This window comes from Streptomyces sp. NPDC060198 (assembly GCF_042728415.1).
GTDB lineage: Bacteria > Actinomycetota > Actinomycetes > Streptomycetales > Streptomycetaceae > Streptomyces.
Genome location: NZ_JBHWZJ010000001.1, coordinates 88,535 through 113,578, shown reverse-complemented (window position 1 = coordinate 113,578; position 25,044 = coordinate 88,535). Strand labels below are relative to the sequence as shown.

The 25,044-nt window shown below is 71.7% G+C and carries 22 protein-coding genes; 13 read left to right on the top strand and 9 right to left on the bottom strand.

Annotation, left to right across the window (positions count from 1 at the left end):
* Positions 1-67 precede the first annotated feature (67 nt).
* The 3 genes from ACFWEP_RS00445 to ACFWEP_RS00435 form a co-directional block, all read right to left on the bottom strand.
* Positions 68-643, bottom strand: coding sequence for a TerD family protein (locus tag ACFWEP_RS00445; protein ID WP_266703842.1), 576 nt, complete (start codon positions 641-643; stop codon positions 68-70).
* Between the two features lie 207 nt (positions 644-850).
* Positions 851-1,309, bottom strand: a complete 459-nt coding sequence (locus ACFWEP_RS00440; RefSeq protein WP_266703844.1) for a peroxiredoxin — start codon at positions 1,307-1,309, stop codon at positions 851-853.
* A 155-nt stretch (positions 1,310-1,464) separates the two neighbouring features.
* Positions 1,465-1,902: a DUF3052 domain-containing protein gene (locus ACFWEP_RS00435; RefSeq protein ID WP_387363170.1), complete on the bottom strand. Its 438-nt coding sequence runs from the start codon at positions 1,900-1,902 to the stop codon at positions 1,465-1,467.
* 502 nt (positions 1,903-2,404) lie between these two features.
* Here ACFWEP_RS00435 and aceE point away from each other — a divergent pair.
* A complete protein-coding gene (gene aceE / locus ACFWEP_RS00430; RefSeq protein ID WP_387363167.1) occupies positions 2,405-5,137 on the top strand; it encodes a pyruvate dehydrogenase (acetyl-transferring), homodimeric type in 2,733 nt (910 codons plus the stop codon).
* Positions 5,138-5,247: 110 nt separating this feature from the next.
* Here aceE and ACFWEP_RS00425 read toward each other — a convergent pair whose 3' ends face one another.
* The 4 genes from ACFWEP_RS00425 to ACFWEP_RS00410 all read right to left on the bottom strand — a co-directional run bounded on the left by ACFWEP_RS00425 (position 5,248) and on the right by ACFWEP_RS00410 (position 10,113).
* Entirely contained in the window at positions 5,248-6,603 is a 1,356-nt protein-coding gene (locus ACFWEP_RS00425) for an ABC transporter substrate-binding protein (protein ID WP_387363164.1), read from the bottom strand.
* A gap of 70 nt (positions 6,604-6,673) precedes the next feature.
* On the bottom strand, positions 6,674-7,393 hold the full coding sequence (locus tag ACFWEP_RS00420; protein ID WP_387363161.1) for a GntR family transcriptional regulator: 720 nt from the start codon (positions 7,391-7,393) through the stop codon (positions 6,674-6,676).
* A 441-nt stretch (positions 7,394-7,834) separates the two neighbouring features.
* Positions 7,835-8,326: a peptidase inhibitor family I36 protein gene (locus ACFWEP_RS00415; RefSeq protein ID WP_387363158.1), complete on the bottom strand. Its 492-nt coding sequence runs from the start codon at positions 8,324-8,326 to the stop codon at positions 7,835-7,837.
* Positions 8,327-8,502: 176 nt separating this feature from the next.
* On the bottom strand, positions 8,503-10,113 hold the full coding sequence (locus tag ACFWEP_RS00410) for an MFS transporter (protein ID WP_387363155.1): 1,611 nt from the start codon (positions 10,111-10,113) through the stop codon (positions 8,503-8,505).
* Between the two features lie 211 nt (positions 10,114-10,324).
* On the opposite strand from ACFWEP_RS00410, the gene ACFWEP_RS00405 reads away from it, so the two are divergent.
* The 10 genes from ACFWEP_RS00405 (at position 10,325) to ACFWEP_RS00360 (ending at position 21,115) form a co-directional block, all read left to right on the top strand.
* Positions 10,325-11,110: a TetR family transcriptional regulator gene (locus ACFWEP_RS00405; protein ID WP_387363182.1), complete on the top strand. Its 786-nt coding sequence runs from the start codon at positions 10,325-10,327 to the stop codon at positions 11,108-11,110.
* Between the two features lie 261 nt (positions 11,111-11,371).
* On the top strand, positions 11,372-12,583 hold the full coding sequence (locus ACFWEP_RS00400) for an alpha/beta hydrolase (protein ID WP_387363152.1): 1,212 nt from the start codon (positions 11,372-11,374) through the stop codon (positions 12,581-12,583).
* 86 nt (positions 12,584-12,669) lie between these two features.
* The gene (locus ACFWEP_RS00395; protein WP_387363149.1) at positions 12,670-13,605 is read left to right on the top strand and encodes a DUF4429 domain-containing protein; all 936 of its coding nucleotides are present in this window, start codon (positions 12,670-12,672) and stop codon (positions 13,603-13,605) included.
* A gap of 221 nt (positions 13,606-13,826) precedes the next feature.
* Positions 13,827-15,269, top strand: a complete 1,443-nt coding sequence (locus ACFWEP_RS00390) for a histidine kinase (RefSeq protein WP_387363146.1) — start codon at positions 13,827-13,829, stop codon at positions 15,267-15,269.
* Complete coding sequence (locus ACFWEP_RS00385) at positions 15,266-15,946, top strand: response regulator (RefSeq protein ID WP_387363143.1); 681 nt, start codon at positions 15,266-15,268, stop codon at positions 15,944-15,946. Before ACFWEP_RS00390 ends, ACFWEP_RS00385 begins: the two co-directional genes overlap by 4 nt.
* A 76-nt stretch (positions 15,947-16,022) precedes the next feature.
* Positions 16,023-16,745, top strand: coding sequence for a hypothetical protein (locus tag ACFWEP_RS00380; protein WP_387363140.1), 723 nt, complete (start codon positions 16,023-16,025; stop codon positions 16,743-16,745).
* An 83-nt stretch (positions 16,746-16,828) separates the two neighbouring features.
* A complete protein-coding gene (locus ACFWEP_RS00375) occupies positions 16,829-18,118 on the top strand; it encodes an MFS transporter (protein WP_387363137.1) in 1,290 nt (429 codons plus the stop codon).
* A complete protein-coding gene (gene cpt, locus ACFWEP_RS00370; RefSeq protein WP_387363134.1) occupies positions 18,118-18,651 on the top strand; it encodes a chloramphenicol phosphotransferase CPT in 534 nt (177 codons plus the stop codon). Before ACFWEP_RS00375 ends, cpt begins: the two co-directional genes overlap by 1 nt.
* 191 nt (positions 18,652-18,842) lie before the next feature.
* Complete coding sequence (locus tag ACFWEP_RS00365) at positions 18,843-19,904, top strand: alpha/beta hydrolase (protein WP_387363131.1); 1,062 nt, start codon at positions 18,843-18,845, stop codon at positions 19,902-19,904.
* A complete protein-coding gene (locus tag ACFWEP_RS00360; protein ID WP_387363128.1) occupies positions 19,901-21,115 on the top strand; it encodes an acyltransferase in 1,215 nt (404 codons plus the stop codon). Before ACFWEP_RS00365 ends, ACFWEP_RS00360 begins: the two co-directional genes overlap by 4 nt.
* A 92-nt stretch (positions 21,116-21,207) precedes the next feature.
* Here the strand turns inward: ACFWEP_RS00360 and ACFWEP_RS00355 are convergent, their stop codons facing one another.
* Both ACFWEP_RS00355 and ACFWEP_RS00350 read right to left on the bottom strand, forming a co-directional pair.
* Positions 21,208-22,224, bottom strand: a complete 1,017-nt coding sequence (locus ACFWEP_RS00355; RefSeq protein ID WP_387363125.1) for an aldo/keto reductase — start codon at positions 22,222-22,224, stop codon at positions 21,208-21,210.
* Positions 22,224-22,670 carry a MerR family transcriptional regulator gene (locus ACFWEP_RS00350; protein ID WP_387363122.1) on the bottom strand — a complete coding sequence of 149 codons (447 nt, stop codon included), beginning with the start codon at positions 22,668-22,670 and terminating at the stop codon, positions 22,224-22,226. The genes ACFWEP_RS00355 and ACFWEP_RS00350 overlap by 1 nt, the downstream gene beginning before the upstream one ends.
* Before the next feature lie 127 nt (positions 22,671-22,797).
* On the opposite strand from ACFWEP_RS00350, the gene ACFWEP_RS00345 reads away from it, so the two are divergent.
* Positions 22,798-23,613 carry a serine hydrolase domain-containing protein gene (locus ACFWEP_RS00345; RefSeq protein WP_387363119.1) on the top strand — a complete coding sequence of 272 codons (816 nt, stop codon included), beginning with the start codon at positions 22,798-22,800 and terminating at the stop codon, positions 23,611-23,613.
* Between the two features lie 307 nt (positions 23,614-23,920).
* Entirely contained in the window at positions 23,921-24,976 is a 1,056-nt protein-coding gene (locus tag ACFWEP_RS00340) for a YncE family protein (RefSeq protein ID WP_387363116.1), read from the top strand.
* Positions 24,977-25,044: the final 68 nt, after the last annotated feature.

The following is a 25,044-nucleotide window of genomic DNA, read 5'->3' as shown; positions in this document are numbered from 1 at the left end:
CGAGAGGTGCGGCGCCGGGCGCTCTGCTGCTGGTCTCCGCCCTAGGGCCGGAGGCCGGGACCGCCGGTCAGACGTTGACGCCGAAGTCCTGCGCGATGCCCCGCAGGCCGGAGGCGTACCCCTGGCCGATGGCGCGGAACTTCCACTCGCCCGCGTTGCGGTAGAGCTCGCCGAAGACCATGGCGGTCTCGGTGGAGGCGTCCTCGCTGAGGTCGTAGCGGGCCAGCTCGGAGTTGTCGGCCTGGTTGACCACGCGGATGTACGCGTTGCGGACCTGGCCGAAGCTCTGCTGCCGGCTCTCGGCTTCGTAGATCGAGACCGGGAAGACGATCTTGTCGACGTCGGCCGGAACGGCGGCGAGGTTGACCTTGATGACCTCGTCGTCGCCCTCGCCCTCACCGGTGAGGTTGTCACCGGTGTGCTCGACGGAACCGTCCGGGCTCTTGAGGTTGTTGAAGAAGACGAAATTGCCGTCGCTGCCGACCTTGCCCTCGGTGTTCGCGAGCAGTGCGCTCGCGTCGAGGTCGAAGTCGCCGCCGGTGGTCGTCCGGGCGTCCCAGCCCAGGCCGACGATGACAGCGGTCAGGTTGGGCGCGGCCTTGGTCAGCGAGACGTTGCCGCCCTTGCTGAGGCTGACTCCCACGAGTCCTCCCATAGGTATGTAGGGGCCGGCAGACACCAGCTTCCCCGTCGTGCGTGATACCGGATCAACGAATGGATCCTAGTGACCGGTTCCCGGTCAAAGCAGGCTTTTGGGCGGGCGGGGCCGGAGTTCTCCGCGAGCGGAAAACGGCCGGGTGCCCGGCCTGCGTGCGGCGGGACACGGGCGGGAGCCCGGCCGTACGGCCACTCAGAGGGCTTCGAGCGCCGCGACGTACTCCTTGAGGTCCCGCGCGTCCGGCAGGCCGTTGACGACGCTCCAGCGCACCACGCCCTCCTTGTCGATGATGAAGGTGCCGCGCACCGCGCAGCCCTTGTCCTCGTCGAAGACGCCGTACGCGCGCGAGACCTCGCCGTGCGGCCAGAAGTCGGAGAGCAGCGGGTACTCCAAGCCCTCCTGCTCGGCGAAGACCCGCAGGGTGTGGATGGAGTCGTTGGAGACGGCGAGGAGCTGGGTGTCGGCGTTCTCGAAGCGCGGCAGTTCGTCGCGGAGCGCGCAGAGCTCACCGGTGCAGACGCCGGTGAAGGCGAAGGGGTAGAAGAGCAGTACGACATTCTTCTCGCCGCGGAACTCGGACAGCGTGACCGTCCGGCCGTGGTTGTCCTTGAGCTCGAACGCGGGGGCCTGGGAGCCGACCTCGATCGCCATGGGGTGTGTCCCTTCGCTTGCGTCACCGCCCCGGGCCGGTCCGCCTGGAGCGTGGCCCAGCCTACGCAGCGGCGTCGGCAGGACGTACGAAGGCCCCCGGCGACGCGATGCCGCCGGGGGCCCTACGGGGTACTACGGGGTGCTGCCGGACGAGCTCAGCGCTTGGCCTTGGCTGCCTTGGGAGTGACCAGACGGGTGCCCGTCCAGTCCTTGCCCACGCTGATGCTCTTGGTCTGGGAGAGACCGGCGGTCTGGGCGGCGTCGCTGACGTCGCTGGGTTCGACGTATCCGTCACGGCCGGTCTTCGGCGTCATCAGCCAGACCGTACCGCCGTCCTCGATCAGGCCGATGGCATCCACCAGCGCGTCCGTAAGGTCGCCGTCCTCGTCGCGGAACCACAACACGACGGCGTCGGCGACGTCGTCGTACTCCTCGTCGACGAGTTCCCCACCGATGGTGGCTTCAATACCTTCGCGGAGCTCCAGCTCGACGTCGTCGTCGTAGCCGATCTCCTGGACCACCTGATTGGGTTCGAACCCCAGCCGTTCGGCCAGATTGGTCCGCTCCTCCGCGTGGTCCGCGGTCGCGCTCACGGGTTGCCTCCTGATCATGTTCGGAAAATGCTTCAGCCACGCGCGTACGCGCGGCGCTGGCCGTAGTCCACACGGGCTCGGCGAATCGCGCAAGTACCCGGCGCCACAGACCGCCTAAACGGTGACGTTCCCTGCCACGTCGCCGCAACCTCCGGCCGGTCCGCACCGGGGTGCGGAAAGCACCCGGCCCGTATACGTCCTTCCTCAGCTTATGCCGTTTCGCTCCGGCATTCGCCGCCGTACAGCGTTTGGGAACGCTTGGACGGCTTGGGCGTATGGTTGCGATTTGGTCCGGCGCCCTGTTCCCGCCTTACGGCTACTGCCCCGGACGGGTGCCCGGTAACCCGTTGGTTACCGTGCGGTAGAGGTGACGAACGGCCCCTGGCGGTACACGATGGAAGGTGGCGAATCCGCAGGCGTCGTGGGCGTCGCGGGGTTTCGCGCCCCGGTGGATCAGCCTCGCCGGCAGACTCCGTAGCAGCACCGACAGCGAAGGAACAGTGTGGCTTCCGGATCCGATCGCAACCCGATCATCATTGGCGGCCTTCCCAGCCAGGTCCCGGATTTCGATCCCGAGGAGACCCAGGAATGGCTGGACTCACTCGACGCCGCCGTGGACGAGCGCGGCCGTGAGCGGGCCCGCTATCTGATGCTCCGCCTCATCGAGCGGGCGCGCGAGAAGCGTGTCGCCGTGCCGGAGATGCGCAGCACCGATTACGTCAACACGATCGCCACGAAGGACGAGCCCTTCTTCCCCGGCGACGAGGAGATCGAGCGCAAGGTCCTCAACGCGACCCGCTGGAACGCTGCCGTCATGGTCTCGCGGGCCCAGCGCCCCGGGATCGGCGTCGGCGGCCACATCGCCACGTTCGCCTCCTCCGCCTCTCTCTACGACGTGGGCTTCAACCACTTCTTCCGAGGCAAGGACGAGGGCGACGGCGGCGACCAGATCTTCTTCCAGGGGCACGCCTCGCCGGGCATCTACGCCCGCGCGTTCCTGCTGGACCGGCTGAGCGAGGCGCAGCTCGACGCGTTCCGCCAGGAGAAGTCGAAGGCGCCCGACGCTCTCTCCAGCTATCCCCACCCCCGGCTGATGCCGGACTTCTGGGAGTTCCCGACGGTGTCGATGGGCCTCGGCCCGCTGGGTGCGATCTACCAGGCGCGGATGAACCGCTACATGGAGGCGCGCGGTATCGCCGACACCTCCAGGTCGCACGTCTGGGCGTATCTCGGCGACGGCGAGATGGACGAGCCGGAGTCGCTCGGCCAGCTGTCCATCGCCGCCCGCGAGGGCTTGGACAACCTCACCTTCGTCGTCAACTGCAACCTCCAGCGGCTCGACGGCCCGGTGCGCGGCAACGGCAAGATCATCCAGGAGCTTGAGTCGCAGTTCCGGGGTGCCGGCTGGAACGTGATCAAGCTGGTCTGGGACCGCACCTGGGACCCGCTGCTGGCGCAGGACCGCACCGGCATCCTGGTCAACAAGCTGAACACCACACCGGACGGCCAGTTCCAGACGTACGCCACCGAGACGGGCGCGTACATCCGTGAGCACTTCTTCGGCGAGGACCAGCGGCTGCGGGACATGGTCAAGGACATGTCCGACGACGAGATCCTGCACCTGGGGCGCGGCGGGCACGACCACAAGAAGGTCTACGCGGCATACGCGGCGGCCAAGGCGCACAAGGGCCAGCCGACGGTGATCCTGGCGCAGACGGTCAAGGGCTGGACGCTGGGACCGAACTTCGAGGGCCGCAACGCGACCCACCAGATGAAGAAACTCACCACCGAGGACTTGAAGCGGTTCCGTGACCGGCTGCACATCCCGGTCACGGACAAGCAGCTGGACGAGGGGTACCCGCCCTACTACCACCCGGGCCGGGACTCCGAGGAGATCCAGTACATGCACGACCGGCGGCAGAGCCTGGGCGGTTACGTGCCGACCCGGGTGGTCCGCGCGAAGCCGCTGGCGCTGCCGGAGGAGAAGACCTACGCGGCCGCGAAAAAGGGTTCGGGGCAGCAGTCGATCGCCACCACGATGGCGTTCGTCCGCATCCTGAAGGACCTCATGCGGGACAAGGAGATCGGCAAACGCTTCGTGCTGATCGCCCCCGACGAGTACCGCACCTTCGGCATGGACGCGTTCTTCCCGAGCGCGAAGATCTACAACCCGCTGGGGCAGCAGTACGAGGCCGTGGACCGTGAACTCCTGCTGGCCTACAAGGAGTCGCCGACCGGGCAGATGCTGCACGACGGCATTTCCGAGGCGGGCTGCACGGCTTCGCTGATCGCGGCGGGCTCGGCCTACGCCACGCACGGCGAGCCGCTGATCCCGGTCTACGTCTTCTATTCGATGTTCGGGTTCCAGCGCACCGGTGACCAGTTCTGGCAGATGGCAGACCAGCTCGCGCGCGGTTTCGTGCTGGGTGCGACCGCCGGCCGTACGACCCTGACCGGCGAGGGGCTCCAGCACGCGGACGGCCACTCGCAGCTGCTCGCCTCGACCAACCCAGCGTGCGTGGCCTACGACCCGGCGTACGGGTTCGAGATCGCGCACATCGTCAAGGACGGCCTGCGCCGGATGTACGGCGAGAACAGTGAGGACGTCTTCTACTACCTCACCGTCTACAACGAGCCGATCCAGCACCCCGCCGAGCCCGCCGACGTGGACGTGGAGGGCATCCTCGCCGGTGTCCACCGCTTCCGGAGGGGCGAGCAGGGCCAGATCCCGGCGCAGATCCTGGCGTCCGGCGTGGCGGTCCCGTGGGCGGTGGAGGCACAGCGCATCCTCGCCGAGGAGTGGGACGTCCGGGCGGACGTCTGGTCGGCGACCAGCTGGAACGAGCTGCGCCGCGAGGCGGTGGACACCGAGCGGTACAACCTGCTCCACCCGGAGGAGGAGCAGCGCGTCCCGTACGTGACCCGGAAGCTTTCCGGCTCCGAGGGACCGTTCGTGGCTGTCTCGGACTGGATGCGATCGGTTCCTGACCAGATCGCGCGCTGGATCCCGGGGGCGTACCAGTCGCTGGGCGCGGACGGCTTCGGTTTCGCGGACACCCGTGGCGCCGCCCGCCGGTTCTTCCACATCGACGCGCAGTCGATCGTGCTGGCGGTCCTCACGGAGCTGGCGAAGGAGGGGCGGATCGACCGTTCGGCGCTGAAGACGGCGGTCGACCGGTACGAGCTGCTGGACGTGGCGGCGGCCGACCCGGGCGCGGCGGGCGGCGACGCCTGACGCGAAGGGGCCTGCCCCGCCTCGCGGAAGACACGACACGCCGGCCGGTCCCGGGTACGCCCGGGGCCGGCCGGCGGTGCCCGCCCGTCCGTACCGCGCGGGCGGGCGGCTCAGTCGGTGGGCCGCTGCTCCTTCCACTCCGCCTGGGCGTCGTTGAGCTCGCCGGCCATGTTGTCGAGGAACGCCTTGGCGGAGGTCCGGCCGAGAAGGACCTTCTGCAGCTCGGGCTCGTTGTCGGCCTTGCTGATGCCGTTCCACTCCGGCAGGTAGTACGGCAGCTGCACGGTGACGGTCGAGCCGTCGGTGAGGGCCCCTGCCGCGAGTGCGGTCGGCTCGGCGCGGGAGACCCAGGGGTCCTTGGCGGCCTCGGTGTTGGCCGGAATCAGCCCCGCTTGCTCGTTGAACTTCGAGTTGGCCTCGTGGGAGGCGGCGTACTCGATGAACTTCCAGGCGGCGGCCTTGTGTTCGGAGCTCTTGAAGAGGCCGAGTCCGTCGACGGGGTTGGAGACCTGGACCCGCTTGCCGCCCGCGCCGATCGGCTGCGGGATGCCCCGGAACCTGGCCGTGCCGAGGGCGGTCACATGGTCCTGGTACGAGCCGAGGTTGTGGTTGACCATGCCGATGGTGCCGGAGTCGTACTGGGCGACCATCTTGATGAAGTCGTTGTTGAGGTCGGCGGAGGGCGTGACCTTCTTGTAGAGGGCCGCGTACTTCTCCAGGGCGGCGACGTTGCCGGGGGCGTTGAGGGTGGTCTTCTCACCCTTCGCGTCCCAGAAGGAGGTGATGCCGGACTGCCCGTACATGGCGTCCATGGCCTGTGCGATGGAACCGGCACCGCCGCGGATGGTGTAGCCGAAACGATTCTTCTTGGGGTCGCTCAGCTTCTCGGCGGCCTGGTAGAAATCGTCCCAGGTGGCCGGCGCGGCGAGGCCGGCCTTCTTGAAGAGGTCGGTGCGGTAGTACAGCACTCCGTTGTTGGCCGAGATCGGAACGTTGTAGGTGTGCTTCTCGGAGCCGCCCGCCGCCTTCATCGCCTCGACCATGCCCGGGTCGAGCGCGCCGTCGAGCGAGGAATCCGCGCTCCGGTCCTCCAGGGGCTCCAACGCCCCCTGGGCGGCGAGCCCGGCGAGCATCGCGGCGCCGACCCCGCCGACGTCCGGCAGTCCGCCGCCCTGGATGGCGTTGTCGTACTTGGTCTGGATCTCGGTGGCCGCCACCCCGACGTACTGGACCTCGATGCCCGGGTTCTCCTTCTCGAAGCCGGCGATGATCTCCTTCCATGTATCGGTGCGCACGCCGCCGTTGTTGTCCCAGAAGACGATCTTCCCCGTGCCGTCGCCCTCGGCTCCCGCGCCTGCGGCGAACCCGCTGCCGTCGTCGCCGCAGCCGGTGACGGTCAGGGCGAGAACCGCCGTGAGGGACATCGCCGCCGCCGCGCGTGCCCGGTGCGTCTTCGAGATCTTCATCGTCGGCTCCACTCTCTCGGTACTTCAATAGCGGTGTGGCGTGTGCTTCGGGGGTGTCGGTGGGTGGGTGTCAGCTCGCGGTCACCGGTCTCGGGGCGTTCCGTGCGTCCGGGCCCGCCGCACCCCGGTCCTTGCCTGCGGCAGGGTCCGCGGGTTCGTCGCCCGGGAAGGCCCGGCGGAGGAAGGACGCGATGTGGTCGTGGAGTGCGGCGGCGGCACCGGCCGCGTCGGCGGCCAGCGCGAGCCGCAGGATCTCCCGGTGTTCGGCGGCCTCGCGCTCCCAGGACGGGTCGGCCGCCCAGGCGACGGTGGAGACGAGCGCGGCCTGGTCGCGGACCTCGTCGAGCATCCGGCCCAGCAGCGGATTGCCGCAGGAGAGGTAGAGGGCCCGGTGAAAGTCCCGGTTGGCGAGCGACCGGTCGGCCTTGTCGGGTGCCGAGTCGGCGCGCTCCAGCGCCTCCTGGGCATCGTCCAGGGACGCCCCGCAGGTGATCGTGCGGCGCAGCGCCTCCGGCTCCAGCAGCAGGCGCACGTCGTAGACCTCGCGTGCCATCTCCGCGTCGACGAGCCGGACGGTGGCGCCCTTGTACTGGCTCATGACCACCAGACCGGTGCCGGCGAGCGTCTTCAGCGCCTCGCGCACCGGTGTCTTCGACACCCCGAACCGCGCGGCGAGTTCGGTCTCGACCAGTGCTTGGCCGGGCTGCAACTTGGCTGTCAGGATCGCGTGTTTGATCGCTTCCAGCACGAACTGCGTCCTGGACGGGATCGGGGTGGGCGCAAAAGTCATGAAGGGCTCTCGCATCTCGCGTATCGCGTCTCATATATGACGTACGAAGTACGACGCGATGAAGCTAGATGTACCGCGAAGATTTCGTCAACGCATCGGACAGGACAACTTCGCAGAGCGACCGGACAGGCGGGCGGACGCCCGTGCGGGCGAAGGGTCCTCCCGCGAAGTCCGCGGCCTGTGGTGACCGTACGTCACTTGCGCTCCCCGTTGGGCGGCGGCGGTCGACTCGCCGCCGCCCTTGGGCGGTCGCACCCCTTGGGCGGGTGTCGAAAGTCCCGCCTGTCCGGCGACGCCCGGCACGCACGCTCCTCGCGTTGTCGGGATCACCCCGATACATCCGTATCGGGGTGACCTCCGCCGTGCGATCGCGCGCACCCGACGCCCCCGGACCCGCCCTCCGGGCGGACGGCGCCACTTTCGACACATGCCCCGGCGCGGTCAGTTCTCCCAGATCTTGAAGGCCCGCACCTGGTACGGGGAGCGCGGGACCCAGGTGCCGCCGCCCGGGTAGGTCTCGAACTCGCCCGTCTCACCGCACTCGGCCGACTGGTACAGGGTGACGTTGCGGCCGGTGCGGTTGGCGAAGGACTGCGCGTCGCTTCCGGCCGGCAGGGGGACGCAGCTCTCGATGTCGACGGCGGACAGATCCCGGCTCAGCCGGCCGCCGGTGAAGTCCGGCTTCTTCCAGAGGCAGAGCCGGCCGGCCGCGCACTCCCCGAGCCGCACACCCGCGGCGGACGGGGCCGCGGCGGACGGGGGGTTGGCGGCCTCGGTGGCGGACCGGGCGGTGGCGGTGGACTTCACGTCGGTGGTCGTCACGGTGGTGTACGTGCCCCCGGGCGCCAGGGGTGTGGCTGCGGGAGCGACGGCCGAGGCCGCAGGAACGAGAGCGGTGGCGGCCAGGACGGCCGCGATGACGGTCTTGCGCATGGTGGATCAATCCCCGTGGTCGTGCGGTTTCTCTTGGCCAAACCCTGACCTGCCGCAATGTGCCCGGGGAAGGGGTTCGGAGCGGGACCACCCGGATAGGCGACAGCCCCGCCGGTTTGGACCGACGGGGCTGTGTGGGCGTGGTGTTGACGCGGATGCGACGGGGACCGGAGGGGTCAGATGTGACCGACCCCGGCGCCGGCCTCGGCGTTGTCGCCCCGCTTGGTGAAGAGAGCGACCACGGCGGCGACCACGGCGACGCAGCCGGCCACCACGAACGCGGTACTCATCCCGGACACGAACGTGTCGTGCGCGACCGCGGTGATCTTCGCGGCGATCTCCGGCGGGGTGTTCGGGGCGATGGGCGGCATGCCGACCTCGATGGCCGAGGACGCCTGGGAGAGCTGCTCCTCGGAGCTCTTCGGAAGGCCCGCGCCCGACCAGTTGCCCGGCAGCAGGGAGTCGACCCGGGCCGCCATGACCGCGCCCAGGACGGCCGTACCGAGGCTGCCGCCGACCTGCATGCCCGCCTGCTGGAGTCCACCGGCGACGCCGGACAGCTCCATGGGGGCGTTGCCGACGATGACCTCGGTGGCGCCGACCATGACGGGGGCGAGCCCGAGGCCGAGCAGCGCGAACCAGATCGACATGGTCAGCGTGCCCGTACCGATGGTCAGCTGCGACATGCCGAAGCAGGCGACGGCGGTGCACACCATGCCGCCGACCAGCGGCACCCGGGGACCGAACTTGGTGATGAGGACGCCCGCCAGCGGCGAGGCGACGATCATCATGGCGGTCAGCGGAAGCAGGTGCAGACCGCTGTCGACCGGGCTCATGCCGTGCACGTTCTGGAGGTAGAACGTCACGAAGAACAGGCCGCCCATGAAGGCGAAGGCCATCAGCACCATCAGGATCGCGCCCGCCGACAGCGGGATCGACCTGAACATCGCCAGCGGGATCAGCGGCTCGCGGACGCGCTGCTGGACGAGCGCGAAGACCACGAAGAGGACGACCGCCGCGACGAGGAAGCCGATCGTCTTGGTGTCGCCCCAGCCCCACTCGGCGCCCTTGATGAGCGCCCAGATGAGGCTGAACATCGCCAGCGAGAGCAGGACGATGCCGCCGATGTCGAAGGAGCGCGGCGCGTTCTCCGCGCGGTGGTCCCTGAGGATCATCACACCGAGCACCAGCGCGATCACACCGACCGGCACGTTGATGAAGAAGACGGACTGCCAGCTGACGTGCTCGACGAGCACCCCGCCGAGGATCGGGCCGCCCGCGGTGGAGGCGCCGATGACCATGCCCCAGATACCGATGGCCATGTTGAGCTTCTCGGCCGGGAAGGTGGCGCGCAGCAGGCCGAGTGCGGCGGGCATCAGCAGGGCGCCGAACAGGCCCTGGAGCACGCGGAAGACGATCACCAGGGTGACGCTGGAGGAGAGGCCGATGGCCCCGGACGCGGCGGCGAAGCCGACGACGCCTATCAGGAACGTCTGGCGGTGGCCGAACCGGTCACCGAGTTTGCCCGCGGTGATCAGTGAGACCGCGAGCGCCAGCATGTAGCCGTTCGTGATCCACTGGACGTCCGCGAGGGATGCGTCGAGGTCCTTCTGGATGGCGGGGTTGGCGATGGCGACGATCGTGCCGTCGAGCGCGACCATCATCACCCCGATGGCCACGGCGAACAGCGTCAGCCATGGGTGGCCGCGAAGTCCCTTTCCCTGCACGGGAGCTGCGATGTCTTCGGGCTCCCGGGAAGCCTTGTCGACAGTGGTCTGACTAGTCATGTCCGGGAGAATAGTGACAGCGACTGACAGTTGACCAACCAATTCACCGACCGGTAACTGTCGGGTGGCTCACACCCACGCCGGCTGCGGCGATACGACAGGAGAGGAGCGGCACGTGACGGAGGGTCCGGCGGCACGGCGGCGGAGCGGCACCCGTGAGGATGCGAAGCCCGCGGTGGCGGGGCGCGAACAGCGTGTGCGGGCACCAGGTTTGTTCCGGCGCCCGGAGTGCGCGGTCGGGTTGCGCGAGCGAAAGAAGCAGCGCACCCGTGACGCGCTGTTGCACGCCGCTCTCGAACTCTTCACCACCCAGGGGTACGAACGGACCACGGTGGACGGGATCGTGGAGGCGGTCGACGTCTCCCAGCGCACGTTCTTCCGGTACTTCGCGAGCAAGGAGGACGTCCTCTTCGCCACCCAGGACATGGTGGAGGCACGATTCCTCGCGGAGTTGCTGCGGCGGCCGGCGGACGAGTCGCCACTGGAGGCTCTGAGGCAGGCCGCGTTCGCCTCCTGGGACGCCCTGGAGCTCTCCGATCCGTCCTCGGCCACGGTGGAATTGCACGTCCGGACGTTCCGGATGATCGAGTCCGAGCCCACGCTGCTGGCCGCGCACATGCGCCGCTGCATCGCCGTGGAGGAGGAGATCGTCTCCGTGATCGCCGCTCGGGAAGGGCTGGACCTGGACACCGACCCCCGCCCCCGGGTGGCGGTCGCCGCCTTCTCCGGGACGATGCGGGTCACCGGGCAGTTGTGGGGACGGTCCGGCGACGGAAGCCTGGCCTCGCTGCGCGCCCTGGCCCAGAGCCATCTGGACATGCTCGGCCCGGCGCTCGCCACCGACTGGCGTGCCCCGGTGCCGGGCACCGGGGCACCCGAGGCCGCGCCGCGGGTGCCCGGACCGCCGGTGGTGCCGCTCGTGACGCCGGGGGCGGCGACACCGGGGCCGCTCGTGATCGTCGGCCCGGCCTCTTCGGGGCGCGCGGGCGGACGGTGACGCCCCCGGCACCCCCGGCAGGGTGCGGGGACGCGAAGCGGGGAGGTGCGAGGGGAGGAAGGGGGGGGGAGCGAACAGGGGCGCGGTCGCCGACCGCGAGCCGGAGCGCGAGACCCACGCCACTGCGTACGGCGGACCATCCACGCCACATAGCTCTAGCGGCTACGGAACGTAAGAAAAACGGTCCACAAACCCCTCCGTCGAGTGAGGTACGTCACCCGCGCACCACGCCCCGTCACCCGTCTCCTAGGGTGTGCCGCAGTGAATCCCTCCTTCGACACCTCCCCCACTCTGACCGCATGGCGCGCCCTGCTCGCCATAGCCGTCGTGTTCGTGATGCTGGCGACCACCGGGTGGACCGCCGTTCGCCATCAGCCCTCCGACGAGCCACGCGTCCGGGCGCTGGCCGCCTGGGCGCATGCCCGGGCGGGCGGCAGGCCCGTTCCGGCCCTGGACGCGCCGTCCTCGGCGATCGCCCGGTTCTTCGCCTCGCTGTCCGCCGTGCAAGCGCTCTCGCTGGCCGATCACCATCCCCTGGTGGTCGGCAACCTCAACGGCGCGCCGGTCGCTCTGCGTTACCGTGCGAACCGGCGCGCGCTGCGGGACGCGGAGGCGGTGGAACAACTCCGGACCCATGACCCCGGGCTCTCCCCCGACGGCCGTACCGAGGCGCGCATGCGGCTGGAACGCTTCCGCGGCATGCTCGCCGGCGACCGTCAGATCCTGTCGTTCGATCCGTCGGGCCGGGGCCGCGCGGCCGAGGTGTTCGGCGATCTGGACCGGGCCGAGCGGGTCTCCGTGGTGGTCCCGGGCGTGGACACCCAACTGCTCACGCTGGAGCGGGAGAACCATCCGTACAGCGCGCCGGTCGGCATGGCGAGGTCCCTGTACGCCGCCGAGCGGGACGCCAGGCCCGCCGTCCGTAGCGCGGTCATCGCCTGGGCGGACTACACCGCGCCGGCCGGGATCGGCATGGACGCGGTCCTCGGCGGGCTCGCCGGCCAGGGTGCGCTGCGACTGAACGCGCTGGTGGGCGCCCTGCCGGGGAAGTCCACCGTCTCACTGGTCTGCCACAGTTACGGCTCCGTGGTGTGCGGGATGGCGGCGCGCCGCCTGCCGTCCCGGGTCACCGACATCGCGGTCGCCGGCAGTCCCGGTATGCGGTCCACGAGTGCCGCCGCGCTGGGCACGGACGCCCGGGTGTGGGCGATGCGCGACCAGGACGACTGGATCGCGGACGTGCCCAACCTGGAGGTCGGCGGGCTGGGGCACGGCGCCGATCCGGTGGACCCGGAGTTCGGGGCGCGGATCGTCTCGGCGGGCGACGCGCAGGGCCACAGCGGCTACTTCGAGCCCGGTACGGAGAGTCTGCGCAACTTCGCGGCGATCGGTGTCGGCTCATATACGACGGTCGGCTGCGCACGTGCGGATCGCGAGTGCCGCAGCGGTATTTCCGGTGGAACAGATGTCTGACGCGCGTAGATCATGCGGAAGCTCGGTGAATCAGGGCTGACACGAGGGGGGCGACGTACGGGCGAGTGCCGCATACGATGAGGCACATGGGTGATGTGCTGGCTGGAATCCATGCCACCTGGGAGTTCGACACCGACTCCGTGCTCATCCGCTTCGAACGGGGCATCCGTACGCCGAGGCTCTTCCAGAGCCTGCGGGAGCGACGCATTCCGTATGCGGCGCTGTCGGCGGTCGGTATGACTCCGGGCAAGCGGGGCACGGTGGTTCTGCACGCCTCGCCGAGACCCGGTGCCGACCCGCTGATGGAGGTGGCCGCCGGGCAGTTGAAGGAGGGTTCCGACCCCTACCGGCTGGTCCTGCCCGCGGACCGGGAGACACTCGCGGAGTACTACCGGGACGAGTTGCGGGACCGGCTGGCCCCGGAGTCCGGGGAGCCGGCGGACCGCTTCCTCGTCGCGGCGCCGGAAGGCCCGCTGCAGTTCAAGGCGTACGACGGGCGGGCCAGTTTCGACGGGGAGCGGGTCTCCTTCCGCTGGTCGTGGACGGGCGCGTCCAGCGCCAAGTGGCGGGCGGGCGATCAGTCGTTCCCGGTGGAACGGGTGGCCGGGGTGGAGTGGCGTTCCCCGGAGGCCTTCGAGGGGTATCTGCGGCTGCTGACGCATCCGGCCGACCCGGCGGCGGCCGTCCCCGCCCAGCCGTGCGTCACCTCCCCCGGCGAACTCCCCGGGGGCGGTGCCGCGGAGCGTCCCGCCCAGGCCGACCAGGACCCGGCGGCCGTGCTCTTCGGCCTTGGCTACGGCCCGGTCCACGAGTCCCTGCCGTTCGCGGCGGCGGTCCTGGAGTCGGCCCGCCGCAAGCCGTCCGTACCCGTACCGACCTCGCTGGTGCCGGTCGGCGCGGCGCGGCGCGATCCCGCGGACATCGCGGAGCGGATCCGCCACCTCGGCGAACTGCACCGGGCGGGGCTGGTGACGGACGTGGAGTTCAGCGCCAAGAAGGCCGAGCTGCTCGCGGAGTTGTGAGGGCGGTCACGGAAGGCGGGGTCCGGGCGGGTCCGGCGGGCGGTCACCGCGTCCTGTCCCGTCGTCCGTGACGGGTCCCCGCCCCACCGGTCGGCGCCCGCGGCGGGGGCAGCCGTCCGGCCGCCGGAGCCACCCCGTACCGCGGTATGACACGGCGGGCCGCACTCCGACACTCCGGTATGACGCCTGCGGGACGGCCGGCTGCCTACGCTGGCCGGGCCATGTCCGAGACCCCTGAATCCCCCGAGTCCGACGAAACCCCGGCGTCCGCCCGGCGGAGCGGTCCGCGCGCCCTCGCCGACCGGCTGTCGCGGCCCTCGCACCCGGCCACCGCGCTGCTCGCCGGAGCTCCTAAGCGGTGGCAGCGGATGATCCCGTACGTCGTGGTGGTCGCCCTGACCGCCGCGCTCCTGCCTGTGACCGTCAATGTGCTGGCCCACGACCGGGGCGTGCCGGGCGCGCTGGCGGCGACCCTCGCGGTGGCCCAGACGCTGCCCCTGCTCCTGCTGGCCCACCGGCCCCTGCAGGTGTGGTGGATCACCTTCCTCGCCTCGGTCGCCGGGGCGCTGGTGCTGCTCGCCGAGCCCTCGGGACCGTACGCGGTCTGGCCCTGGCCGCCGACCGTCATCGTCGGTCAGCTCTTCGTCCTCCTCGCGCTGGGGCTGCGCGAGAGCCGTCGGACCCTGGTGGCCGTGTGGCTGGCCACGGGCGCGGCGGGGCTCGTGCTCTCCTCGGTGGCGTCGGACCGGGCGGATGCGAGCGCGCTGCTGCTCTTCGTCCTCGGCGCGGTGGTGCTGATGACGGGCGCCGCCGTACGGGAGCGGGGCGTGGCGCAGCGGCGGCTCGTCGAACAGGAGACCATCAGCGCGGAAGAGCGGGCCCGGCGCACGCTGCTGGAGGAACGCGCCCGGATCGCGAGGGAGTTGCACGACGTGGTCGCGCACCACATGTCCGTGATCACCGTGCAGGCGGACTCCGCGCCCTACCGGGTGGCCGGGCTCTCCGAGGAGACCCGCGAGGAGTTCGCCTCGATCGCGGCGAGCGCCCGGGAGTCGCTGGCGGAGATGCGGCGGCTGCTCACGGTGCTGCGCGGCGACGGCACGTCGGGCGAACGGGCCCCGCAGCCCGGCCTGGACCGGTTGCAGCAGCTGGTGGAGGCGACCGTACGCACGGGGCTGCCGGTGGAGTTGGCGCTCGCGGCGGACCTCGGCGCAGTGCCGCCGGCGGTGGACCTGTCGGCGTACCGGATCGTGCAGGAGGCGCTGGCCAACGTGGTGCGGCACGCGCCGGGCGCCCCGACCCGGGTGTCCGTCCGGGCGGACGGCGGCCACGTGACCGTACTGGTGGTCAACTCGGCTCCGCCACGCCCCGGTTCTCCGCTGGAGACGTCCGGTACGGGACACGGTCTGGTCGGGATGCGGGAGCGGGTGCGACTGACGGGCGGCACCCTGGACACCGGCCCGCTGCCGGACGGCGGCTTCCGGGTGGCGGCCCGGCTCCCGCTGGGGCCGCCTGCCGCCGGTGGCGTTCCGCCCGAGCCGGCCGGGCCCCCGCCGCAACCGCCGCCGCCACCGACCGGGCCGCCAACACCACCGCCCCCGCCGCCGGCCGCTCCGCCTCGGCCGCCGTCCGATCCGACCACCGCCCCGGAGGACTCCCCGTGACCATCCGCGTGATCATCGTCGACGACCAGGCCATGGTGCGGGCCGGATTCGCCGCCCTGCTGTCGGCGCAGAGCGACATCGACGTGGTAGGCGAGGCGCCGGACGGCCGCCGGGGCATCGAGGTCAGCCGCGATCAGCGTCCCGACGTGGTGCTGATGGACGTCCGGATGCCCGAGATGGACGGACTCGCCGCCGCCCGCGCCCTGTTGGACCCGCCGGTCGGGGTGGTGCACCGCCCGAAGGTACTGATGCTCACGACGTTCGACGTGGACGACTACGTGTACGAGGCGCTGCGCGCCGGGGCGTCCGGGTTCCTCCTGAAGGATGCGCCGCCGGCCGATCTGATCGCGGCGGTACGGGTGGTGGCGGCGGGCGACGCGCTGCTCGCGCCCTCCGTGACGCGGCGGCTGATCGCGGACTTCGCCGCCCAGCGGCCGTCCGGCGCCTCGCGCGGCGGGCAGGCGCTCCGGCTGAACGGGCTGACTCCCCGGGAGACCGAGGTGCTGGAGCTGATCGCGCGCGGGCTCTCCAACCAGGAGATCGCGGCCCGGCTGGTGCTGGCCGAGCAGACGGTGAAGACCCACATCGGGCGGGTGCTCGCCAAGCTGGACCTGCGGGACCGCGCACAGGCCGTGATCTTCGCGTACGAGTCGGGGCTGGTGACGCCGGGGAGCTGACGCCGGGAGCCGAGGGTGGGCAGGGACCCGGTCGCCCGCCCGACGGCCCGCCCCGCACCACGGCAGAATGCCTCGCGTGACGAACGCCGAGGACCTGCGTCCCACCCGGATACCCGGGTACGAGAGCGACCCGCTCACCCACCCCACCGACCTCCTCGACGACACCCTCTTCTGGCTGGGGCACCTCAACTCCTGTTCTCAGAGCGAGGAGACGGCGGAACTTCTGTTCGGTGCGGACCACGACGCGGCGAGTGCCTACGGCGATCGACTGTGGAAGCACGCGGAGTGGCCGACGTTCACCGTCCCGCTCGCCGACGGCCACCGCTTCCACGTCGTCTACCGCACCTTCGAGGACGACCCCGGGGTCGACTACCTCCTCCATCACCCGGACTGGGAGCACGCCGAGCATCTCGCCTCCGACGAGGGGCACTTCATGGGGCCGGGCCTGTCCTGGCCCGAGCTGGTGGCGGCGGCCGACAGCGGGCTTCCCGGCGGCAGCACCACCGACCCGGACGCCCGACTGCTGCTCCTGTTCCCCGCGTTCGGCGACGAGGACATGCCCGAGGGCGCCGCCGGACGGCTGGCGGCGGCGCTGCGCGCCCGCACCGGCGTCGACGATCCCGAGGCACTCGCGGTCGCGCTCCTGGACGACCAGGGCCCGTGCGGCGCGGTGGCCTGGCGGACCACCCGCGACGGCGTCCGGGTCGACGAGGGCTCCTATTCGTTCCGGAACCCCGCCAACCCCTTCGCCCTGCCGCCCGACCGGATGGCACGAGTATCGGCCGCGCTGGCGCCCTGAGAGCCGACGGGCCGGGGTACTCGCCCGGCCACCAGGCCCCTTACGGGAAACTCCGTTGCGTCGGGAAACAAGAAACCCGAAGCTTGATCGACTCTGCCATCGACCAAGAGGGCCTGCCCATGCCCGCACTGCTGCCGGATACCGCGCCTCAACGCGTGCTCGCCGCCTCGAACTTCGTGTACACCCTCGGCAGCGGCCTCTATCTGACCGCCGGAGTCCTCTACTTCACCCAGGCGGTCCACCTCCCGGCAGCGCGGGTGGGCCTCGGACTCGGGGCTGCGGGAATCGTCGCGCTGGCCGTGGGCATCGCCGCCGGCCACCTCGCGGACCGGCGTGGAGCGCGCGGTGTCTACGCGAGCACCCTGGTCGTACAGGCGCTGGCCACGGCGGGCTTCCTGTGGGCGGACAGCTTCTGGCTGTTCGTCCTCGCCGTGGGCGTGGCCAGTGGCGGCAAGGCGGCCGGTCAGTCTTCGCGCGGCCCGCTGATCCGGCACTACGGAGGAGCCCGGCCGCAGGCCTTCCGCGCCTACCTGCGCGCGGTGACCAATGTGGGCATCTCGCTGGGCGCCTTGGCGGCCGGCTGGGCGGTCCAGGTGGGCACGGTACCGGCGTACCGGCTCCTGGTGATCGGCAACGCGGTCGCCTTCGCGGCGTCCGCGGTGCCTCTGCTCAGGTTGCCTGCGGTGAAGCCCGTGCCCGCGAGCGACGGCCCGCGCTGGGCCGCGCTGCGGGACGGACCGTACCTCGTGCTCACCGCACTCGACGGGGTCATGACCGTCCAGTTCAGGGTGCTCACGGTGGCCGTCCCACTCTGGCTGGTCAGCGCCACCACCGCGCCGCACTCCCTGATCTCGGTCCTGGTCCTGCTCAACACGGTCACCATCGTCCTGTTCCAGGTCCGGGCGGGCCGCGGCGTCGCCTCCCCGGCGGCCGGCGGAGCCGCCTACCGCCGGGCGGGGGTGGCTTTCCTCGCCTCCTGCTCCCTGATCTCGCTGTCGGCCGGGACACCCGCGTGGGCCGCCGTCACCCTTCTCGTCGTCGCGATGGCGATCCACACGATCGGCGAACTCTGGCACGCGGCGGCGGGTTTCGAGGTGTCCTATGCCCTCGCCCCGCAGCACGCCACCGGCCAGTACCTGGGTGTGTTCGGCCTGGGCGGCGGCCTCGCCGAGGCTTTCGGGCCGGCCCTGCTCATCTCGCTCTGCATCACCTGGGGACGCCCCGGCTGGTACGTCGTGGGAGCGATGTTCGCGCTGACGGGCCTGGCCGCCCCGCCCGCCGTCCGCTGGGCGCGGCGCAAGGGCGTCCGCCCCGCCGAAGCCCTGCCGGAAAACGCGGTGTCCGCCGCGCCGATCGCCTCTACGGTGACCTGATGACGACTCAGGTGATCGTGTTGAACGGCGGTTCCAGTTCCGGCAAGTCCGGGATCGTCCGGTGTCTCCAGGCGGTGTTGCCGGAGCCGTGGCTCGCCGCCGCGATCGACACCCTGGTGGACTCGATGCCCGCGTCGATGCAGGCGTCCGACGACGGAATCGAGTTCGCCGCGGACGGCGGGGTGAACGTCGGCGCGGAGTTCCGGAGGCTGGAGGCGGCCTGGATGGAGGGCGTCGCGGCGATGGCCCGTGCGGGCGCCCGGGTGATCGTCGACGACGTCTTCCTCGGCGGCGCGCAGTCCCAGGCCCACTGGCAGAAGGCCCTCGTGGGGCTGGAGGTGCTGTGGGTCGGGGTCCGGTGCGCGAGCGAGGTCGCCTCGGGGCGGGAGATCGCGCGCGGCGACCGTACGCCGGGCATGGCCGCCGCGCAGGCGGAGACGGTGCACCAAGGGGTGGTCTACGACCTGGAGGTGGACACCACGCGCGCCGAGTCGCTGGAGTGCGCCCGGACCATCGCCGCCCGCGCCGCGTGAACGGTTCCTGACCGGACGGCGGGACCCTGACCTGACGGCGGGCTTCTGACCGGACGGCGCCGGACCCGGCACACCCCCTACCCCGGTAGTACCCCACAGTTGGCTCCCCGGTGTGACGCCCGCCGGGGCGTTCTCTTCCTACCTTCTGCCCCGTCGCGCCGTCCGGTGTGGCGGAGCAGAAGGAGGGGCAAATGCGCCGGTACGCGAGGACTCTGGTGGCGGTCGCGCTGGCGGCCACCGTGGCGGCGGGGACCGCCGGCTGGGCGTCGGGGAGTGGACAGGTGGCCGTGAGCGGGCCGCCGCCGGGCAGCGCGTCCTGGCGCGCCGACGAGGTGCAAGGGCAGGTGCTGCCCGACCCCGCGAACGCCTCGCCCGCCCAAGTGGCGGCTTTCTTCGCCGCGTTGAACCCCGCACAGCAGCAGGCGCTCGTGGTGCGGCACCCTTCGGTGACCGGCAACCTCGACGGCGTACCGCTGGAACTGCGCTACCGGGCCAACGCCCTCGCCCTGAAGGCGAACACCGATCCCCGCTATCGGTCGCTCGCCGAACCGGGGCGCCGGATACTCGCGTTCGACCCGCGCGGTCGCGGGCTGGTGGCCGAGGTCTTCGGCGACCTGCGGACGGCCCGGCACGTGGGGGTCGTGGTGCCCGGGTCGGACATCGACGCGGGGACGTTCGACCGGGACGGCGATCCGTACGGGACTCCGGCCGGGATGGCGCTCTCGCTCCGGAACGCGACGGGTCCGGACACCGCCGTGATCGCCTGGGCCGGGTACACCACGCCGGTCGGGGTCGGGTGGGACGCGGCCACGGGGAAGCTGGCGGGGGTCGGCGCGGACCGGCTGGCCCGGTTCACGGACGGGCTGGCGGCGGACGGTCTTGCGGCGCCCGCCGTGTTCTGCCACAGCTACGGCTCGGTGGTCTGCGGGCTCGCCGCGCACCGGCTGCGCGTCGCCGATCTGGTGGTGCTCGGCTCTCCCGGGATGCGCGCCGGCAGTGTCGGCGCGCTCTCCACCACCGCCCGGGTGTGGGCGGCGAAGGACCCCACCGACTGGATCGACGACGTGCCGCACGTCGAGTTCGCCGGGCTCGGCCACGGCCCCGATCCGACGGACCCCGGCTTCGGCGCCCGCCGGGTCCCGGCCCGCGAAGCCGTGGGCCACACCGGCTACTTCGCCCCCGGCACCGACTCGCTCCGCGCCTTCGCCGCCATCGCCACGGGCGACTTCGCCACCGAGGCGGTGACCCGATGACTCCCGCCGCGCTCGCCGCCCGGATCGAGTCCCGCACCCCGGCCCACCGCGATCGCGCGATCGACGGGATGCGCGCCCTCGCGCTGCTCGCCGTACCGACCGGGCACTGGCTGCTGGGCGGGTTCACCCGGGACGGCGACGGCGCCCTGCACAACGCGAGCCCACTCTCCACCTTCGGGGCGCTCGCCCCGGTGAGCTGGGTGCTCCAGATGCTCGGGGTGTTCTTCCTGGTCGGCGGGTACGTCTCCGCCCTCTCCTACCGCCGCCGCGAGTCCACCGCCCGCGCCTGGCTGGGCGGGCGGCTCGCCCGGCTGGGCCGTCCCGTTCTCGGGGTGACCGCCGTGTGGGCGGTGCTCGCTCCGGTGCTGTACCTGCTCGGGGTGGACGGGGACACGCTGCGGACCGGGGCGACGCTGGTGATCCAGCCGCTCTGGTTCGTCGGGGTCTACCTGGTGGTCACCGCGCTGACACCGGTCTGTGTGCGGCTGGCGGAGCGGCTCGGCGGGTGGGCCGCCGCGCCGCTGCTGGGGGCGGTCGCGGTGGTGGACTTCCTGCGGTACGGGCCGTACGCGGACACCGTGCCGTCCTGGCTGAGCCTGCTGAACATCCTGCCGGGCTGGCTCTTCGCGTACCAGCTCGGCGTGAGCTGGGGTGCGGGCCGGATGGGGCGCCGCGGTGCGTGGTTCCTGCTGGTGGGCGGCACGGCGCTGTTCGCGGCACTGCTGCTGGTCTGGCACTACCCGGCGTCGATGGTCGGCGTGCCGGGCGTGGCGCGCACCAACTCGCATCCGCCGTCGCTGCTGGTGCTGGCGCTGGCCGCCGCGCAGAGCGGTGCGGCGATCCTGCTGCGCGCCCGGATCGGCCGGCTGCTGCGGCGGCCCGCGCTCTGGGCGCCGGTGGTGGTCGTCAACCTGTCGGCGATGACGATCCTGTGCTGGCATCAGACGGCGCTGCTGGCCGCCGCCGTGCCGGCATCCCTCGTGGGAGCCGGTGCCGTACCGGGCCTGACCACGGCCCCGGACAGCCTCGGCTGGATCGTGGCGCGGGTGCTCTGGCTGCCCGTCTGTGCCGGGCTGCTGGTGCTGATCGCCCGCTTCACACGCCGCTTCGAGGCCCCGTGGCGCCGGGGCACCCGCACCACCCGGGCCCGTAACGCCGTGGTGGGGGTGCTGGCTGCGGGGTTCGCGGTGTTCGCACTGGGGATGGCGTGAGACGGGCGCCCGTACCTCGTCCAGCACGTCACGGGCGCCCGTACCTCCGGTCGGGTACGGGCGCCCACGGTGTACGCGCCCCGCTGCGGGCCCTACTTCTCCCGGGCCGCCGCCGTGCTGCTCATGTCCGGGTAGCGGTCGCCCGCGACCTTGCCGGCGATCGGCTCCAGCTCGGCCAGCTCCTCGGCGGTGAGGACGATCCGGGCCGCGCCGACGTTCTCCAGCAGCCGGGCAGGCTTACGGGTGCCGGGGATCGGTACGACGGTGAGCCCGTGCACCTGGGCACGCTGGTGCACCCAGGCGAGCGCCACCTGTGCGGGGGTCGCGCCGTGCGCCTCGGCGATCCGGCGGACCGGCTCCAGCAGGGCCGCGTTGTTCTTCGCGTTGTCGCCGGTGAAGCGGGGCTGGTACTGCCGGAAGTCGTCCTTCCCCAGCTCCTTGCCGGCGTCCGCGAACGCCCCGGTCAGGAAGCCCCGGCCGAGCGGCGAGTACGGCACCAGCGTGATGCCCAGCTCGGCCGCGGCCGGCACCGCGCTGCGCTCCAGGTCCCGGCTGAAGAGCGACCACTCCGACTGGAGGGCGGCGATCGGGTGCACCGCGTGCGCCTCGCGCAGCTCCGGCCCGGTCACCTCGCTCAGCCCGAGCTGCTTGACCTTGCCCTCCTTGATCAGCTCGGCCATCGCGCCGACGGACTCGGTGAACGGGACCCGCGGGTCGTAGCGGTGCATGTAGTAGAGGTCGATCACGTCGGTGCCGAGGCGGCGCAGGCTCGCCTCCACCGCCTGCTTGATGTAGGCCGCGTCGTTGCGTACGGCCCGGTACTCCGGGTCGTCGGTCCGCTCGACGGCGAACTTGGTGGCCAGCGTGATCCGGTCGCGGTTGGTCCCGACGAACGAGGCGAGGAACTCCTCGTTGGCGCCGCGTCCGTAGATGTCGGCGGTGTCGAAGAGGGTGACCCCCGCGTCCAGCGCCGTGTGGAGGGTGTCGTGGGCGGCCATCTCGTCGGTCTCGCCGTAGAACTCGCTCATGCCCATGCAGCCGAGTCCCTGCACGCCGACCTGCGGTCCGTCCGCCCCGAGCTGCACGGTGGGAAGGATGTTCTCCGTCATCAGCCACACGGCCTTTCCGGCGCCCGTCGGGCGCTCGCATAGAAGTCGATCTTGTAGTCGAGGACGGTGAGCGTCTCGTGGAGCTCCGCGATCCGGGTCCGCACGTCGCGGCGGGTCGCCTCCAGCAGCTCCTGCCGCTGGTCGAGCGTGTGCTCGCCCTCACGCAGCAGTTCCGCGTACCGGACCATGTCGGCCACCGGCATCCCGGTCAGCCGGAGCTTGCCGACGAAGGCCAGCCAGTCGAGGTCCTTGTCGGTGAACCTGCGCTGTCCGGTCTGCGAGCGGTCCACGTGCGGCATCAGGCCGATCCGCTCGTACCAGCGCAGGGTGTGCGCGGTGAGCCCGGTGCGGGCGGCCACCTCGCTGATCGTGTACCGGACCGTGCGGCCCGGTGGGGAGACCTGCTGCGGTACGGGTCGTACGGACGTGCTCTGCGTCACCGTCATGCCCTCCACGTTAGAACGTTGGAGTGCACTCGAAGCAAATGAACCGGGCGGGAGACCCGCGAAGGCCCCCTCCCGCCGCGCGGGACCCCCTGCGGAGCGGGTGCCCGCTGCCTCTACCCTCGTCATCATGCAGAGTCTGGCGATGATCGAGAACTGGCCCGTCCCCACCGCGGCGGCCGCCGTCGTACGCGCGGACGGCACCGTCCTCGGCACGCACGGTGACACCGCGCACCGCTTCCCCCTGGCCTCGGTGTCGAAGCCGCTGGCGGCGTACGCGGCGCTCGTGGCGTACGAGGAGGGGGCCGTGGAGCTGGACGAACCGGCCGGCCCGGAGGGCTCGACCGTCCGCCACCTGCTCGCCCACACCAGCGGCCTCGCCTTCGACGAGCACCGGGCGACCGCCCCGGCCGGTACACGGCGGCTCTACTCCAACGCGGGCTTCGAGGTCCTCGGCGAGCACCTCGCGAAGGCGTCCGGCATCCCCTTCGCCGACTACGCCCGCGAGGCAGTGTTCGAACCGCTGGGGATGGCCTCGACCACGCTGGCCGGCTCGCCCGCCAAGGACGGCGTCTCGACCGTGGCCGACCTGGTCCGTTTCGTCGCCGAGGTCCAGGCGCCCCGGCTGCTGGACCCGCGCACGGTCCTGGAGGCGCAGACCGTCGTACACCCGGGGCTGAAGGGCGTACTGCCGGGGTACGGCCACCAGAACCCCAACGACTGGGGCCTCGGCTTCGAGATCCGGGACTCCAAGTCCCCGCACTGGACCGGCACGGACTCCTCCCCCGCGACCTTCGGCCACTTCGGCCAGTCCGGCACGTTCCTCTGGATCGACCCGGCCGCGGGCCTCGCCTGTGTCGCCCTGACCGACCGCGCCTTCGGCCCCTGGGCGGCCGAGGTGTGGCCGCCGTTCACGGACGCCGTGCTGGCGGAGGCCGGCCGCTGAGCCATGCGCTCCGGCCCCACGTGACAGGGCCGCGGTGCCGCCGTCGGAGGTGAGGGGAACCGGTGCCGGACCGGGCGGGGAGCGGGCAGCCGTACCTGGTGGGCCTGAATCCATGAGCCCTCTGCGCGCGGCGGAACCGCTGTCGCCGCCTCTGCCGGACCGGCCACGCGCACGCCTACGGGCATCGCGAGGCCGCCTCCCGGGAAACGTGTGGACGCCCCACCCGGGGGCACCCGACGCACGTGTCCCCTTCCCGCACACGCGCCCCGCTCAGCGGCGCCCCCGATCGACGAGGACGGCTGTCCTGATGAGACGACCCCGCTTCAGATCCGTGCTCGGCGCGCTGACCCTGCTCCTGTTACCGCTGGCCGGCGTGGCCTCCCCCGCGTCCGCGGCAGCGCGGACGAGCCCGGCGGGCCCGACGTCCACCGTGCTGCCGATCACCTGGCACGCGGACATGGCCGTGGACTCCGTGCACCGCAGGCTCTACATCGCCGACATCGTCACCGGTTCCGTGCTGGTGACCGACTTCGACGGCACGCTCCTCAGGACCCTCAACGGCAAGCCGGGCGCGGCGGACCTCGCCCTCTCGCCCGACTCCCGCACGCTGTACGTCGCGCTGAGCGAAGGCGACGCGATAGCCGCCGTCGACACCGGCACCTACCGGGAGAAGGCCCGCTACGCCACGGGCACCGGGACCGCCCCGAATCGCGTGGCTCTCGTCGGCTCCACTCTGTGGTTCAGCTACGGAACCGACTGGGAGACCAACATCGGCTCCCTCACCCTGAGCGGCGCCACACCGAAGGTGCGTCTCGCGCAGGTACCGGAGGGCACCTGGGGAGGCCCGCCCATGCTGCTCTCCTCGCCGGCCGCGCCCGGCGTGCTCGTCGCCGCCGAGCAGTATCTGTCGACGTCCACGGTGACGGTGTACGACGTCACCTCGGGCAAGCCCGTCGTGACGACGTCCCAGGACAACCCGGGCACGATCGGCAGCATCTGGGACCTCGCGCTGAGCCCGGACGCCGGCACGCTCTTCGTCGTCGGAGGCGCCCCGTACAACCACCTGGCCTTCCGGCTGCGCGACCTCGCCCTCGTGCACACGTACCCCACGACGACCTACCCGACCGCGGCTTCGGTCTCGGTCACCGGCGAGATCGCCGCGGGCGTCGACAACGCCTACGGTCAGGACATCTACCTCTTCCGGCCCGGCGCCGACGCCCCGTCCCGGGTCATCGACCTGGAGCCGGGCACCGGATCGGAGCTCCGTCCGCACGGTCTGATCTGGTCTCCGGACGGCTCCCGGCTGTTCGCGCTGACGCGTGACGATCCCGGGACACTGGTGCTGCACGTGATCCCCGTGTGATCCCGTCGGCCGGGGCGCGGCCGTGGTCCGTAGGAGACCGGGCCCGGCCCCGGCCGACGGCACACCCG

Excerpts from the sequence above, each read along its gene's own strand:
- ACFWEP_RS00390 (WP_387363146.1), top strand. The coding sequence starts at position 13,827 with ATGTCCGAGACCCCTGAATCCCCCGAGTCCGACGAAACCCCGGCGTCC.
- ACFWEP_RS00350 (WP_387363122.1), bottom strand. The coding sequence starts at position 22,670 with ATGACGGTGACGCAGAGCACGTCCGTACGACCCGTACCGCAGCAGGTC.
- ACFWEP_RS00425 (WP_387363164.1), bottom strand. The coding sequence starts at position 6,603 with ATGAAGATCTCGAAGACGCACCGGGCACGCGCGGCGGCGGCGATGTCC.
- ACFWEP_RS00345 (WP_387363119.1), top strand. The coding sequence starts at position 22,798 with ATGCAGAGTCTGGCGATGATCGAGAACTGGCCCGTCCCCACCGCGGCG.
- ACFWEP_RS00410 (WP_387363155.1), bottom strand. The coding sequence starts at position 10,113 with ATGACTAGTCAGACCACTGTCGACAAGGCTTCCCGGGAGCCCGAAGAC.
- ACFWEP_RS00360 (WP_387363128.1), top strand. The coding sequence starts at position 19,901 with ATGACTCCCGCCGCGCTCGCCGCCCGGATCGAGTCCCGCACCCCGGCC.
- ACFWEP_RS00395 (WP_387363149.1), top strand. The coding sequence starts at position 12,670 with ATGGGTGATGTGCTGGCTGGAATCCATGCCACCTGGGAGTTCGACACC.
- ACFWEP_RS00440 (WP_266703844.1), bottom strand. The coding sequence starts at position 1,309 with ATGGCGATCGAGGTCGGCTCCCAGGCCCCCGCGTTCGAGCTCAAGGAC.
- ACFWEP_RS00415 (WP_387363158.1), bottom strand. The coding sequence starts at position 8,326 with ATGCGCAAGACCGTCATCGCGGCCGTCCTGGCCGCCACCGCTCTCGTT.
- ACFWEP_RS00420 (WP_387363161.1), bottom strand. The coding sequence starts at position 7,393 with ATGACTTTTGCGCCCACCCCGATCCCGTCCAGGACGCAGTTCGTGCTG.
- cpt (WP_387363134.1), top strand. The coding sequence starts at position 18,118 with ATGACGACTCAGGTGATCGTGTTGAACGGCGGTTCCAGTTCCGGCAAG.
- ACFWEP_RS00365 (WP_387363131.1), top strand. The coding sequence starts at position 18,843 with ATGCGCCGGTACGCGAGGACTCTGGTGGCGGTCGCGCTGGCGGCCACC.
- ACFWEP_RS00355 (WP_387363125.1), bottom strand. The coding sequence starts at position 22,224 with ATGACGGAGAACATCCTTCCCACCGTGCAGCTCGGGGCGGACGGACCG.
- ACFWEP_RS00340 (WP_387363116.1), top strand. The coding sequence starts at position 23,921 with ATGAGACGACCCCGCTTCAGATCCGTGCTCGGCGCGCTGACCCTGCTC.